16 protein-coding genes are annotated in these 13,346 nt (G+C 72.2%); 5 read left to right on the forward strand and 11 right to left on the reverse strand.

Annotated elements, in window-relative coordinates; genetic code table 11:
* Positions 1 to 166 precede the first annotated feature (166 nt).
* Positions 167 to 1,987: a thiamine pyrophosphate-requiring protein gene (locus ACOBQB_RS04750; RefSeq protein WP_423589009.1), complete on the forward strand. Its 1,821-nt coding sequence runs from the start codon at positions 167 to 169 to the stop codon at positions 1,985 to 1,987.
* 135 nt (positions 1,988 to 2,122) lie between these two features.
* Positions 2,123 to 2,563: a CBS domain-containing protein gene (locus tag ACOBQB_RS04755; protein ID WP_423589011.1), complete on the forward strand. Its 441-nt coding sequence runs from the start codon at positions 2,123 to 2,125 to the stop codon at positions 2,561 to 2,563.
* 104 nt (positions 2,564 to 2,667) lie between these two features.
* Here ACOBQB_RS04755 and ACOBQB_RS04760 read toward each other — a convergent pair whose 3' ends face one another.
* Together ACOBQB_RS04760 and ACOBQB_RS04765 are read right to left on the reverse strand one after the other, a co-directional pair.
* The gene (locus ACOBQB_RS04760) at positions 2,668 to 3,681 is read right to left on the reverse strand and encodes a Ppx/GppA family phosphatase (protein ID WP_423589013.1); all 1,014 of its coding nucleotides are present in this window, start codon (positions 3,679 to 3,681) and stop codon (positions 2,668 to 2,670) included.
* A 72-nt stretch (positions 3,682 to 3,753) separates the two neighbouring features.
* On the reverse strand, positions 3,754 to 4,008 hold the full coding sequence (locus ACOBQB_RS04765) for a hypothetical protein (RefSeq protein WP_423589015.1): 255 nt from the start codon (positions 4,006 to 4,008) through the stop codon (positions 3,754 to 3,756).
* Positions 4,009 to 4,115: 107 nt separating this feature from the next.
* On the opposite strand from ACOBQB_RS04765, the gene ACOBQB_RS04770 reads away from it, so the two are divergent.
* Positions 4,116 to 4,508, forward strand: coding sequence for a DUF3237 domain-containing protein (locus ACOBQB_RS04770; protein ID WP_423590399.1), 393 nt, complete (start codon positions 4,116 to 4,118; stop codon positions 4,506 to 4,508).
* On the opposite strand, the gene ACOBQB_RS04775 is transcribed toward ACOBQB_RS04770, so the two are convergent.
* From ACOBQB_RS04775 to ACOBQB_RS04785, 3 genes are all read right to left on the reverse strand, one after another.
* Positions 4,495 to 5,103: a TIGR03086 family metal-binding protein gene (locus ACOBQB_RS04775; protein WP_423589016.1), complete on the reverse strand. Its 609-nt coding sequence runs from the start codon at positions 5,101 to 5,103 to the stop codon at positions 4,495 to 4,497. The genes ACOBQB_RS04770 and ACOBQB_RS04775 overlap by 14 nt on opposite strands.
* Positions 5,100 to 5,336: a DUF6158 family protein gene (locus tag ACOBQB_RS04780; protein ID WP_423589018.1), complete on the reverse strand. Its 237-nt coding sequence runs from the start codon at positions 5,334 to 5,336 to the stop codon at positions 5,100 to 5,102. The genes ACOBQB_RS04775 and ACOBQB_RS04780 overlap by 4 nt, the downstream gene beginning before the upstream one ends.
* A 105-nt stretch (positions 5,337 to 5,441) precedes the next feature.
* Complete coding sequence (locus tag ACOBQB_RS04785; protein ID WP_423589019.1) at positions 5,442 to 7,070, reverse strand: ABC-F family ATP-binding cassette domain-containing protein; 1,629 nt, start codon at positions 7,068 to 7,070, stop codon at positions 5,442 to 5,444.
* A gap of 88 nt (positions 7,071 to 7,158) precedes the next feature.
* Here ACOBQB_RS04785 and ACOBQB_RS04790 point away from each other — a divergent pair, with 88 nt between their 5' ends.
* Positions 7,159 to 8,685, forward strand: a complete 1,527-nt coding sequence (locus ACOBQB_RS04790; RefSeq protein WP_423589021.1) for a bifunctional phosphatase PAP2/diacylglycerol kinase family protein — start codon at positions 7,159 to 7,161, stop codon at positions 8,683 to 8,685.
* Positions 8,686 to 8,827: 142 nt separating this feature from the next.
* A complete protein-coding gene (locus tag ACOBQB_RS04795; protein ID WP_423589023.1) occupies positions 8,828 to 9,637 on the forward strand; it encodes a class I SAM-dependent methyltransferase in 810 nt (269 codons plus the stop codon).
* A gap of 34 nt (positions 9,638 to 9,671) precedes the next feature.
* On the opposite strand, the gene ACOBQB_RS04800 is transcribed toward ACOBQB_RS04795, so the two are convergent.
* From ACOBQB_RS04800 to ACOBQB_RS04825, 6 genes are all read right to left on the reverse strand, one after another.
* On the reverse strand, positions 9,672 to 9,935 hold the full coding sequence (locus ACOBQB_RS04800; protein WP_320591881.1) for a gas vesicle protein K: 264 nt from the start codon (positions 9,933 to 9,935) through the stop codon (positions 9,672 to 9,674).
* Positions 9,936 to 10,067: 132 nt separating this feature from the next.
* On the reverse strand, positions 10,068 to 10,256 hold the full coding sequence (locus tag ACOBQB_RS04805; RefSeq protein ID WP_219688115.1) for a gas vesicle protein: 189 nt from the start codon (positions 10,254 to 10,256) through the stop codon (positions 10,068 to 10,070).
* Positions 10,253 to 11,104, reverse strand: a complete 852-nt coding sequence (locus ACOBQB_RS04810; protein ID WP_423589026.1) for a GvpL/GvpF family gas vesicle protein — start codon at positions 11,102 to 11,104, stop codon at positions 10,253 to 10,255. The genes ACOBQB_RS04805 and ACOBQB_RS04810 overlap by 4 nt, the downstream gene beginning before the upstream one ends.
* Positions 11,088 to 11,444 (reverse strand): gas vesicle protein, encoded by a 357-nt coding sequence (locus ACOBQB_RS04815; protein WP_423589028.1) that lies wholly within the window; start codon positions 11,442 to 11,444, stop codon positions 11,088 to 11,090. Before ACOBQB_RS04815 ends, ACOBQB_RS04810 begins: the two co-directional genes overlap by 17 nt.
* Positions 11,441 to 12,637: an SRPBCC family protein gene (locus tag ACOBQB_RS04820; protein ID WP_423589029.1), complete on the reverse strand. Its 1,197-nt coding sequence runs from the start codon at positions 12,635 to 12,637 to the stop codon at positions 11,441 to 11,443. The genes ACOBQB_RS04815 and ACOBQB_RS04820 overlap by 4 nt, the downstream gene beginning before the upstream one ends.
* Entirely contained in the window at positions 12,630 to 13,343 is a 714-nt protein-coding gene (locus ACOBQB_RS04825; protein WP_423589031.1) for a DNA primase, read from the reverse strand. Before ACOBQB_RS04825 ends, ACOBQB_RS04820 begins: the two co-directional genes overlap by 8 nt.
* Positions 13,344 to 13,346 lie beyond the last annotated feature (3 nt).

The following is a 13,346-nucleotide window of genomic DNA, read 5'->3' on the forward strand; positions in this document are numbered from 1 at the left end:
GAGCGATGCGGCCGCTCCCACGGACGTGCCTCCGGTCCGAAGCACTGTTTCTTCGCCTGCCCCGCGTGTGCTGGGCCAAACGCCCCCGGTCCCGCCGTAGGTTTCCCCGGGTCCCGCCGGACACCCGGGGAGTACCCCACGATCCCGATCACCCGGAAGGCCAGTCATGAGCGTCAAGGTCGCCGACCACATCCTGGAGAGGCTGCGAGCCTGGGGCGTCGAGCAGGTCTTCGGCTATCCAGGGGACGGCATCAACGGCCTCCTCGCCGCCTGGGGCAGGGCCGAGGACCGGCCCCGGTTCGTGCAGGCGCGGCACGAGGAGATGTCGGCGTTCGAAGCGGTGGGGTACGCCAAGTTCGGCAAGCGCCTCGGTGTGTGCGTGGCGACGTCGGGGCCGGGCGCCGTTCATCTGCTCAACGGCCTGTACGACGCGAAGCTCGACCATGTGCCGGTGCTCGCCATCGTCGGGCAGACGCACCGCAGCGCGATGGGCGGCTCCTACCAGCAAGAGATCGATCTGCACACGCTGTTCAAGGACGTCGCGTCCGACTTCGTGGAGACGGTGACGGTGCCCGAGCAGCTGCCGAACGTCCTCGACCGGGCGATCCGCACCGCGTACGCGCGCCGCTGCCCGACCGCCGTGATCATCCCCGGTGACGTGCAGGAGCTCGACTACAGCCCGCCGCCGCACGCGTTCAAGATGGTCCCCTCCAGCCTGGACCGCAGCGGCTGGACGGCGCTGCCCTCGCCGACGGCCCTGGAGCGGGCGGCGGAGGTCCTCAACGCCGGCGACAAGGCGGCGATCCTGATCGGCCAGGGCGCCGCGGGCGCGCGCGCCGAGGTCGAGGAGATCGCCGAGCTGCTCGGCGCGGGCGTCGCGAAGGCGCTGCTCGGCAAGGACGCGCTGAGCGACGAACTGCCCTACGTCACCGGTTCGATCGGTCTCCTTGGGACCCGCCCCTCGTACGAGCTGATGCGCGACTGCGACACGCTCCTGACGATCGGGTCGAGCTTCCCCTACGCGCAGTTCCTGCCGGAGTTCGGCTCGGCGCGGGGCGTGCAGATCGACATCGACCCGCACATGGTCGGCATGCGCTATCCGTACGAGGTGAATCTCGTCGGCGACGCGCGGGCGACGCTGCGCGAGCTGATCCCGCTGATCGACAAGGACCGCCGGGCGGTCAGCCGTGAGTGGCAGGCGGAGATCTGCGCCAACGTCAGGCGCTGGCACGAGGTCATGCAGCGCAGGGCCGAGCAGTCCGCGGACCCGGTCAACCCGGAGTACGTCGCGCACGTCCTGGATCCGCTGCTGCCCGACAACGCGCTCATCACGTCCGACTCCGGCTCGGTGGCGAACTGGTACGCGCGTCACCTGACGATGCGCGGTGACATGCGCGCCTCGCTCTCGGGGACGCTCGCCACGATGGGGTGCGGCGTGCCGTACGCCATCGGGGCGAAGTTCGCGCACCCCAACCGGCCCGTCATCGCCCTGGTCGGGGACGGCGCGATGCAGATGAACGGCATGGCGGAGCTGATCACGGCCGCCAAGTACCGGCACCGCTGGGACGATCCCCGGCTGATCGTCGCCGTGTGGAACAACGGGGACCTGAACCAGGTCACGTGGGAGCTGCGGGCCATGGGCGGCGCCCCGTCCTTCCTGCCGTCGCAGTCGCTGCCCGATGTGCCGTACGCCGATTTCGCGCGCTCCATCGGTCTCACCGGCATCCGGGTGGAGCGGCCCGAGGACGTGGAGGGCGCGTGGCGGGCCGCCCTGGCGGCGGAGGGCCCCGCGGTCCTCGACTTCCGCACGGACCCGGCGGTGCCGCCTATCCCGCCGCACGCGACGTGGGAGCAGATGGAGTCGACGGCGCAGTCGCTCCTCAAGGGCGACACGGACCGCGCCTCGGTGATGAAGCAGGGTCTGAAGGCGAAGGTGCAGGAGTTCCTGCCGGGGGCGGGCGAGCGGCGCAAGCGCGACGGCGACTAGCGGCGAGGTATGGCCCCGCCCCACAGGGGTACTGCGGGTGGGGTCACCCCGGTTCACTCCGGCGGAAGACGGAGCTCCACCGACGAACGAACCCCAGGCGAACGCACGCAGCACGCATCCAGGAAAGGCTCTGCCATGGCCGATTTCGTAAGGGACGTCATGACACCGGGCGTCGTGGCGGTGCGCCCCGACGCCTCTCTCGTCGAAGCCGCGCAGCTCATGCGCGCCCAGGACATCGGGGACGTGCTGGTCGCCGCCGACGGGCGGGTCGTCGGCGTGCTCACCGACCGGGACATCGCGTTGCGTGCCGTGGCCGACGGGGCCGATCCGCTGACGGTCAGCGCGGAGGCCGTCTGCACGCCGAACCCCGTGGTAGTCGCCCCGGATGACCCGGTGTCGGACGCGGTGGGGCTGATGCGGGACCACGCCGTCCGCAGGCTGCCCGTCGTGGAGGACGGTCATCCGGTGGGGATGGTCAGCCTGGGCGATCTGGCGCTCTCCCAGGACCCGTCGTCCGCGCTGGCCGACATCAGCCGCGCGGACCCGGACAGCTGGCCGGGGATCCATCAGGCCTGACCGGGCGCGTCAAAGGTCAGGTCAGGGCGGCAGGTCAGATCAGGTCAGGTCAGGTCAGATCAGGTCAGGTCAGGTCAGGTCAGGTCAGGTCAGGTCAGGTCAGGTCAGGGCGAGCCGGCCAGGCGCAGGGGTGTGCCGCCGCCGCGTGTGCCGCTGGTGGAGGTCCGGGTGTCGTCCTCCCGGGCCCACCAGGCGGCGCCGCCGTCCTCGATGTAGCGCAGCAGGATGCCCTCGCGCAGGGCCCAGGGGCAGACCGTCAGCACTTCGAGCCCGGTCAGCTTCATCGCCGTGTGGGCGACCACCGCGCCCGCCAGGCACTGTCCGGCCCGCGCGGCCGAGATCCCCGGCAGCTGTGCCCGGTGCTCGGCGGGCAGCCGGGCGAGTTCCTGGAGCGCGACGCCCAGTTCGCGGCGGCCCAGCTCCCGCTGGACGAAGGGGCCGTAGCGTCCCGGCGCGGCACCGCAGAGGCGGGCCAGCTGCTGCAACGTACGCGAGGTGGCGACGGCCGTGTGCGGCATCTCCCACCGGATGCGCGCGGCCACGTCCCGCAGCTGGTGGCGCACTTGGCGGCGTACGGCCTTGATGTCCCGGGGGCGCGGCGGGTCCTGGACGTCGAAGTACTCCCGGGTCAGCCTGCCGGCACCCAGCGGCAGCGAGGCCGCGTAGTCGGGCAGCCTGCTGCGGCCGAACGCCACCTCGAACGTGCCGCCGCCGATGTCGAAGAGCACCAGCGGCCCCGCCCGCCACCCCATCCAGCGGCGGGCGGCGAGGAACGTCAGCTCCGCCTCGGCCTCGCCGGAGAGCGTGCGCAGCCGCAGCCCCGTCCCGGCCTCCACGGCGTCGAGCACCTCGGCCCGGTTCGGGGCGTCGCGCACGATGGACGTGGCGAAGGCGAACGGCTCCGCCACTCCCCAGCGGTGCGCTTCCTCCTGTACCTCGCGGACCGCCTCGGTGAGCCTGTGGACCGGCTCCTCGCCGAGCCGCCCGTCCCGGTCCACGTCCTGGGCGAGCCGCAGCCGCCGCTTCACCGTGTGGACCGGCAGCGGCACCTGCCCGTCGGCATCAGCGACAACGAGCCGCACCGTGTTCGACCCCACGTCCACCACGCCCACTCTCATGACGGTTCGGGTACCCCGGTACGCGCGAAAAGAATCAGCCGCCGGGTCCACGCCGCGCGCGCCGGCGCACCGTCACGTCCAGGTCCGCATGGCCGGCGTACGTTCCTCGATGGCGCGGGCGGCGTCGAGGACGAGGTCCTCCGTGAAGCGGCCGCCGATGAGCTGGGCGCCGAGCGGCACACCGTCGTGGAGGGCCACGGGCACCGTGACGGCGGGGAAGCCGAGGATGGGGACGGCGGTCATCGGCCACATGGCGGGGAAGAGCTCCAGGGCCCGCGCCCGGTCCCCGAGGTCGGCGTCCGCCAGCCGGGCCGCCGCGTCGCTCACGGCCGCGTCGACCGCCGGGTGAGCCCCGAGCCGGGCTCCGCCGGGAAGGTGAGCTCCGAGGCAGGCTCCGCCGCGAAATCAAGGCAGAGGTCTCCGCCCCGCTCCACATCGGCCACGGCGCCGGTGAACGCACGGAGTTCACGCCCATCACGGGCGGCTCCGTCCACGGGCCACGCCTGAACGGCACGGTGCTGCCCGGTGGCGGCGACTGGTCGGACACCCGCGGCCAGGTCTGCCAGCTGGAGGCCCGCTATCTGATCCGGGCCGACGACGGCGCCGTCATCGACATCGTCAACCGCGGCTACTACCACGAGGGCGGCGCCGGCCCCGACCAGCACGACGGCGCCCTGCGGGTCACCGCGTCCGGGATCTACTTCCGCACCGCCCCCGTCTTCCGTACGGACGCACCGGCCCACCGCTGGCTCGCCGAGACCGTCTTCGTGGGCCTCGCGAGGGAGGACGGCGGGGCCATCGTGATCCGCTGCTTCAGCGTCGACTGAGAACCCTGCGTCCGACCATGCTCAGCAGTTTCGTCTGCGCGTCGGCGCCCGGCGGGGGTTCCACCGGCGGGTCGAAGAGGCCGCTCTTCTCCAGTTCCGCCGCGTACGGCGAGATCTCCCCCACCGCGAAGTCGACCAGAGCGTCGGGCAGTGTCTCGTCGGCGCCGATCGCCCGGGAGAGATCCCAGGCGTGCACGACCAGGTCCGTGGTCATCTGACCGCAGTAGAAGGTGGCGGGGGTCTCGCCGAAGGAGAGGTGGACGGCGCGGTCCAGGGCGCCCGGTTCGCGGAACGCGGCGCGGGCCGCGGTGGCCGCGGTGTCCCAGGAGGCGACCGGGTCGGGGCCGAGCATGTCGCCTTCGAAGGAGTCGCCGACGGAGTCGACAGTCGCGCCGTCACGCAGCAGGGGCGGCACCCACAGCTGCTCGGCCGTGAGGTGGTTGACCAGGTCGCGCACGGTCCAGTCGGTGCACGGGGTGGGCGCGTCCCACTGGTCGGCGCGCACGGCGTGCACCCGCTCGGTGAAGAGGTCGAGCGCCTCGCCGTGCCGCGCCAGCACGGGCGGCCGCTCGGCTGCCATGAGTCCGTCTGTCATGAGTCCGTCCCTCCCCTCTCCCTCGCCCCTGAGCGGGTCCGTCCCGGGGCGATGGACCTGCGCGGGTGGCGGCGCAGGTACTCGGCCTCCAGCTCGGCCATCCGTTCGTCATGGGTTCGCAGGGCGTCGTCCGAGCCGTGCAGGAAGGTGGTGTGCCGGGTCCGGTGGATCGCCTCCAGCTCCTTGACGAGCTGCTGGTCGTCCAGCTGACCCGGGTCGACTCCGTTGCTCATGGATCGCTCCTTGTCGCGTCGCTCCGGTGCCCCCCGGGTACCCTCTCGGCGCGTACTACCCCAGGATGCACCGCGCCCGGCGCGGGCGCGCGGCGCGTCGGCCCCCTACCGGGCCCGCTCCACCCGGCGCTCGTCCCATACCGGCTCAGCGGTCTCCCGGAGCCGGCCGTCGCTGCCGAAGACCAGATAGCGGTCGAAGGAGCGGGCGAACCAGCGGTCGTGGGTGACGGCGAGCACCGTGCCCTGGAACGCTTCGAGGCCTTCCTGGAGGGCTTCCGCGGACTCCAGGTCGAGGTTGTCCGTCGGCTCGTCGAGGAGCAGGGCGGTGCAGCCCTCCAGCTCCAGGAGGAGGATCTGGAAGCGGGCCTGCTGGCCCCCCGAGAGGCGCTCGAACTTCTGCTCGGCCTGACCGGTCAGTTCGTAGCGCCGCAGCCGGGACATGGCGGCGCCGCGGGCCTGCGCGTGCTCACGCCAGAGGATGTCCAGGAGGGTGCGGCCGGCCAGCTCGGGGTGGGCGTGGGTCTGCGCGAAGTGGCCCGGCACGACGCGCGCGCCGAGCTTCCAGGTCCCGGTGTGCGCCACGGGATGGTCGGTGTCGCCCGCGAGCAGGCGCAGGAAGTGCGACTTGCCCGAGCCGTTCGAGCCGAGGACGGCGACCCGCTCACCGTAGAAGACCTCCAGGTCGAAGGGTTTCATCAGGCCGGTGAGCTCAAGGTTTTCGCAGGTCACGGCCCGTACGCCGGTACGTCCGCCCTGGAGGCGCATGGTGATGTCCTGCTCGCGCGGCGGCTCGGGCGGCGGCCCGGCCTCCTCGAACTTGCGGAGCCTGGTCTGCGCCGCGTGGTAACGGGAGGCCATCTCGTGGCTGACCTCGGCGGCCTGGCGCAGGGTGCGCACCAGCTTCTTCAGCTGCTCGTGCTTCTCGTCCCAGCGGCGGCGCAGCTCCTCGAAGCGGGCGAAGCGCTGCTTGCGGGCCTCGTGGAACGTCTCGAAGCCGCCGCCGTGCACCCACGCGTCGGCGCCCTCGGGGCTCGGCTCCACGCTGATGATCTTCTGGGCGGAGCGGGCGAGCAGCTCCCGGTCGTGGGAGACGAAGAGCACGGTCTTGCGGGTCTCGCGCAGCCGCTCCTCCAGCCAGCGCTTGCCGGGGACGTCGAGGTAGTTGTCCGGCTCGTCCAGGAGCAGGACCTCGTCGGAGCCGCGCAGCAGGGCCTCCAGGACGAGGCGCTTCTGTTCGCCGCCGGAGAGGGTGCGGACCTCGCGGAACTGCGCTTTGTCGTAGGGGACGCCGAGGGCGGCCGTGGTGCAGATGTCCCACAGCGTCTCGGCCTCGTAGCCCTGCGCCTCCGCCCAGTCGGAGAGCGCCTGGGCGTAACTCATCTGGGCGGCCTCGTCGTCGACCGTCATGATCGCGTGCTCCGCGGCGTCCACCGCCTTCGCCGCTTCCCGTATCCGCGGGTGGGAGACGGAGACCAGCAGGTCGCGCACGGTGCTCTCGTCGCGCACGGAGCCCACGAACTGCGGCATCACACCGAGCCCGCCGCTGACGGTGACGCTGCCGCCGTGCGGCTGGAGCTCGCCGGAGATCAGCCGCAGCAGGGTGGTCTTGCCCGCGCCGTTGGCCCCGACCAGGGCGACGACCGCGCCCTCGCCGACCCGGAAGGAGACATCACCGAGCAGCGCCCGCCCGTCCGGCAAGTAGTACTCAAGGTGCGCGGCTTCCAGATGTCCCATGGGCCGGATTGTCCGTGCCGGGCACCCGTCCGGGCAAACCGGTTTCCCCGCGGTAGTGGCGGCGACCGTCGCGGGGTACCCGCACGGTATGACCACAGATGTCTCCGCCCCACGTCAGGACAGTCTGCGGGCCAAGCTGCTCGCGCTCGACTGCCGCGCCTTCGAAGCCGTCGCCTCCCGGCACTGGCCGGGCGCGGACCGCTTCCTCCCCCGGCTCAGCCGCAGCGCCAACCACGGGGTGCTGTGGTTCGCCGCGGCCGGGGCGATCGCGGCGACCGGCTCGCCACGGGCCCGCCGCGCCGCCGTGCGCGGGGTCGCCTCGCTCGCGCTGGCGTCCGTGGGCATCAACACGGTCGGCAAGCGCTCGGTGCGCCGCGCGCGGCCGCTGCTCGACTCGGTGCCGCTGATGCGGCAGCTGAAGCGGCAGCCCATCACCACGTCGTTCCCCTCGGGGCACTCCGCCTCCGCCGCGGCCTTCGCCACCGGTGTGGCGCTGGAGTCGCGGGCCTGGGGCGCGGGGGTCGCGCCCGTCGCGGGCGCCGTGGCGCTCTCCCGTGTCTACACCGGCGTGCACTTCCCGAGCGACGTCCTCGCGGGCGCGGCCCTCGGCGCGGGCGCCGCCTTCGCGGTGCGCGGCCTCGCCCCGACCCGTGCCCAGCTGCCCTCGCCGGGCAGGCCGCGCGCCGACGCGCCCGCGCTGCCGGGCGGCGAGGGCCTGGTCCTGGTCGCCGAGGCCGGGGGCCGCGCGGACGAGCGTACGAAGGCGCTGCGCGAGGCCCTGCCCCGCGCGGAGGTCATCACCTGCGAGCGGGACGCGATGGCCGCCGAGCTGGAGAAGGCGGCGGCCCGCGCGCGAGCCCTCGGGGTGTGCGGCGGCGACGGCTGCGTCAACGCCGCGGCCGAGGTCGCCCTGCGCCAGGGGCTGCCGCTCGCCGTGCTGCCGAGCGGCACCCTGAACCACTTCGCGTACGACATCGGCGTGGAGGAGCCGCGTGACCTGTGCCGCGCCGTGGAGGAGGGCGGCGCGGTGGCGGTCGACGTGGGGCGCTTCGCCTCGCCGGACGACGCGGACGCCGTCGATGCCGGCGCCGCCATCGACGGCCGCACCGAAGGGATCTTCCTCAACACCTTCAGCGTCGGCGTCCATCCGGAACTCGTGCGCGGGCGTGAGCGCTGGGCCCATCGCCTGGGCGACCGGCCCGCGGCCGTCCTGGCCGCCCTCCGGGTACCGCGGTCCGCGCGGGAGCCGATGAGCGCCGAATTCCGGGGCCGCAGGCGGCCGCTGTGGCTGCTGGTCGCGGGCAACGGCACGTACCACCGCTATGGGCTGGGGCCGGGCCGCCGGCTCGACATGGCGGACGGGCTGCTGGACCTGCGGATCGTGCACGGCGGTCACCGACCGGGCGCACGGCTGCTCGCCGCCGCGCTCGCCGGTCCGGCGGTCCGCTCCCCCGCCCAGGCGTCGGTGCGGCTGCGCGGCCTGCGGGTGGACGGCATCAGCCCCGGCACGGTGGTGGCGTACGACGGTGAAGTCACCGAAGTGCGGGGCGCGTTGGTGCTCGACAAGCTGCCGGAGGCGTTGACGGTCTATCGCCCGCTCCCCGCCACCGGCTGACCACCACACCGAACGCCAGGCCGAACGCCACGCCCAACACGACGCTGACCATATATTGATACGCGGGTCTCATTATTCGGCATGGCGGCGTACGGTTCGGCGTACCGCAGCAAGCACACCGCGCACCTGGAGGGGTTCCGCCATGCCGAAGGAGACCGCCGTCTACACGCACGGGCACCACGAGTCCGTACTGCGTTCCCACACGTGGCGCACCGCCGCCAATTCGGCCGCGTACCTCATCGGCTCGCTGAAGCCGCACATGAAGGTCCTGGACATCGGCTGCGGCCCCGGCACCATCACCGCCGACCTGGCGGAGCTGGTCCCGGACGGCCACGTCACAGGCGTCGACCACGCGCCGGACATCCTCGGCACGGCGCGCGCCACGGCAGCCGAACGCGGCCTGGAGAACGTGGAGTTCGCCGTCGCCGACGTGCACGATCTCGACTATCCCGACGACACCTTCTGCGTCGTCCACGCCCATCAGGTGCTCCAGCATGTGGGCGACCCGGTGCGGGCACTGAGCGAGATGCGGCGGGTCTGCAAGCCGGGCGGCCTCATCGCGGTCCGCGACGCGGACTACTCGGCGATGACCTGGTACCCGAACCTGCCCGCCATGGACGACTGGCTGGACCTCTACCTGCGGGTGGCCCGTGCCAACGGCGGTGAGCCCGACGCCGGGCGCCGCCTCAAGTCCTGGGCGCTGGAGGCCGGTCTGACGGACATCACCGCGAGCGCCGACACATGGTGCTACTCCTCCGACGAGGAGCGCGCCTGGTGGAGCGAACTGTGGGCGGACCGCACCGTCGCCTCCTCGTACGCCGAGCGCGCGGTGACGGGCGGTCACGCGGACGCACGGCAACTGCGGGACCTCGCCGCGGCGTGGCGGGCGTGGGGCGACCGGGGCGACGGGTGGTTCGTCGTGCTGCACGGCGAACTCCTGTGCCGCACATGACGTGCCCGCCCCTCGACGGCAAGTCCCTCGGCGGCTAGTCCCTCGGCAGCAGGGGGCCCAGCGGGCCGAGGTCCAGGTTGAGGTCCTCGGCCCGCAGGCCGTAGCGGTCCCGCAGCTCGGCCATCCGGTCCTCCAGGAGCATCAAGGTCAGCCCGATGCGCTCCTCCTGATCCTCGGTCAGATCGCCGGTGTCGAAGCGGCGTACGGCCTGGCGCTCCATGAGCTGCCGCAGGAGCTCGATGATGGTCAGGACCAGCTTCACCAGGTCCCGTTCCACCGTGTCCGGATCGAGGTCCATGCGGGTGCGGCCGCCGCGGCCCGTGTCCGCGAGGTCACCGGGCTCGGACTCGGGCTCGGACTCAGGCCCGGGCACAGCACCAGGCCCAGGCCCAGGCCCAGGCCCAGGATCAAGCTCAGTGGGCTCCATGCTTTACTCCAATTCCGGCCACGGTGAGGGCACTTGCTCATTCACCGAGCTGATCAGGGCGTTCAGGTCGATGCGTACGAGGTCCACGTCCGCGATTCGCAGCGTGATGTCGCCCGTGATGACGACGCCGCCCGCGAGGAGGCGGTCGAGCAGGTCGACCAGGGCTATCTCGCGGCGCTCGACGACCGTCATCGGGGGCACTCCGTTCCGTCTGCTCCCTCGGCGATCGTGTTCGTGTTCGCGTTCGCGTCCGCGTCGTCGGCGGTGAAGGAGTAGGCCGCCCAGGGGCCCGTCAGCTCCACCCGCAGGTTCGACGAGTCCCGCCCCTCGTCCTTCGTACGGTCCACGAGCTCGACGAACTCCTCGGAGTGCGCTCGGGGCACCAGATAGGCGGCGTTGAGGATGTTCTGCCCCGGCGCCTTGGAGAGCGCCGAGTTCTGCGGGGCGTGCAGCCGGGAGTCGTCGGCCCGCCGCGACAGCTTCTCGTGCAGGCTCTGGGCGAAGGCCTCGGCCCGCTGCCGGCCCTCCTCCTGCGCCGTCTGACGGCTGCGCCGCTGCCGCAGATAGTCACGTCCCGAACGCGGCTTGTCCTGCGCCGTCACCCCGGCGGACCGCTCCCGTGACGGCTCCTCGCTCTCCAGATGGACCTTGACACCCCACTCCACGCACCCGTCGATGCGCTCCAGCACACGCCGGAAGCGGTCCGCGCCCTCCTGAAGCATGGCGCGTACGCCGCTGTCGTCCCGGAAGACGGTCGCGAGCCGCAGCGGCAGCGGGCAGGTGACGCTGGTGAGCGCGGCGATCACCCGCTCGTGGGCGCGGGCCGTGTCGGAGAGCCAGTCCAGGTCCTCCAGATGCCTGCGCAGCGGCTCCTCCGCGAAGTCCCGCTCCGGCACCGGGCCCACGACGGCGACGAGGCCCTCGTGGGCGAGCCGGCGGGGCGGCTCGCCGCCGACCCCGGTCAGGTCGGCGGCGAGCGGCGCGTCCAGCGGGCGGCAGACCGCGTAGACGTAGCGCAGTTCCTCAGTCGCGAGGCTCACGTGACTCCTTCTCGGCGGGGGTCAGGGCTGCCTGGGACTCCAGTTCCTCCAGCCGCCGCCTCAGCTCGGCGTTCTCCTGGGAGAGCTCCTTGTGGCGCGCTCCGGAGGAGAGCGCCGGGTCCTGCTCCCACCAGTCGATGCCCATCTCCTTGGCCTTGTCGACGGAGGCGACGATGAGGCGCAGTTTGATGGTGAGCAGTTCTATGTCGAGCAGATTGATCTTGATGTCGCCGGCGATGACGACGCCCTTGTCCAGGACGCGTTCAAGGATGTCGGCGAGGTTGGCGCCGCTGCCACCGCCGCCGTAGGGGCCGGGCAGTCCGCCTGCGGACGAAGTCATCGACGCCCCCGTCCGGCACCGGCCGAATCGGCGTAGTCACGATTCTTCTCCTCGTCGGTGTCCTCGTCGTACTCGTCGGCGTCGTCGTACTCGTCGGCGTCGGGGTCGACATCGGCTTCGGGGTCGGCTTCGGGGTCGGCTTCGGCTTCGGCTTCGGCTTCGGCTTCGCGGCCGAGGTCGGCTTCGGTCTCGTGTTCCTCGGCCTCGTCGTCCGGCTCTTCGGCCTCGTCCTCGGCCTCGTCCTCGGCCGCGTACTCGCCGTCCGGCTCGTCCTCGTACTCCTCGTCGGGCTCCTCGTCCTCTGCCTCGTACTCGGCGTCAGGGTCGTGTTCGCCCCGGTCCTCGGACTCCTCCTCGGACTCCTCCTCGGCCACGGCGTCCTCGTGGCTGCGGACGACCTCGCCGTCGCGGATCTCGCCGCGCCAGCCGTCGCTCGCCTCGCCGCGCAGCGAGATGTGCCGGGCGAAGTGCTTGAGGTCCAGGCGTGCCCTGCGGCCCTGGGCGCGCCAGATGTTGCCGGTCTTCTCGAAGAGCCCCTTCGGGTAGTACTCGATGACCAGCAGGACCCGGGTGAGGTTCTCCGCGAGCGCGTGAAAGGTCACCACGCCCTTGGTCGTGCCCTTGGCGCCCTCCGACGTCCAGGTGATCCGCTCGTCCGGCACCTGCTCGGTGGTGTGCGCCTTCCAACTGCGGCTGGACCAGAAGACCTTGGCCTTCCAGTCGGAGTCCGTGTCGTTCGCCACGGTGACGCTCTTGACGCCCTTGGCGAAGGTGGAGAACTCCTGGTACTGCGTCCACTGGTCGTACGCCTCGCGGACCGGGACGCCCACGTCGACGTACTCCAGGATCACCGTGGGCTTCTGGCCCGCGCCGCCCTTCTTGCGCTTGCCGCCGCCGATGCCCTTGACGGCGTCGGTCACCTTGTCCTTGAGGTGGCTGCCGCCCAGTTCGAGCGCGCCGCGCACCGGGCCCTTGCCCTCGGCGAGCTTCTTGCCCGCCTGCGCCGCCAGCTTGCCGAAGCCGGGGCTCTTGCCGTCCGCGATGTCGTTCAGCTTGACGGTGGCGTCGCCGAGCCGGTGGCCCACGCCGACGAGCATGCGCTCGACCTGGGCCATGAGGTAGGCCTGCGCCTCCTCCTTCAGGCGGTCGGCGGCGGGGCTGCGCGTGATGTCGCTCAGCGGTGACTCAGCCATCGTCGCGGCCTCCCTTCGCCCTGCCGCCCGTTCGGGCCGAGGAGGCGGTCTTCTTCTGGGCGGCCTTCCGCGCGGGCTTCTCGGCCGTCTTCCGGGCCGTCTTCCGCGGAGTCTTCCGGGCGGATTCCTGAGCGGTCTTCTTCGCCGGGGCCTTCTTCGCGGCCGTCTTCTTCGCGGCGGTGCGCGTTCCTGTCTTGGCCGCCGGCTTCCGTGCGGGCCGCTTCTTCGGCGCGGCCTCGTCCTCGTCCGCGTCGTTCTCGTCCGCTTCGGCCTCGTCCTCGTCCGCTTCGGAGTCGGCTTCGTCCGCTTCGGAGTCGGCTTCGTCGGCGACGTCGGCTTCTTCGTCTTCCTCGTCGTCACCGCGCGCGCCCTTGGCGTCGTCGACGTCGTCCGGCACCACGCCGGAGATGCGGTCCTGGACGTCGAGCGTGCGGTCGTGCAGCCGGTCGGCGAGACTTTCCAGCCGCCGGTTGAGGAGGGACCCGGTGGCCGCCTTGCCCACGCCTCGCAGGTCCTGCCCCAGCTGGACGCCGATCTCCTTGAACTGCGGGTTGTTCTCCAGCTGTTGCGTCACCAGCGACCCCAGCGCCTTCGGGCTCAGGTTCAGCTTCTTGCCGGCGACCATCGTGCCCACGGCGAACGCGAACTTCGCTTTCTTCGTGCGGCCGAGGACATATCCCGCGCCCACGGCAAGGCCCATTGCCATTCG

Origin of the sequence: Streptomyces sp. G5(2025), from assembly GCF_049542075.1 — a bacterium.
Classification (GTDB): Bacteria; Actinomycetota; Actinomycetes; order Streptomycetales; family Streptomycetaceae; genus Streptomyces.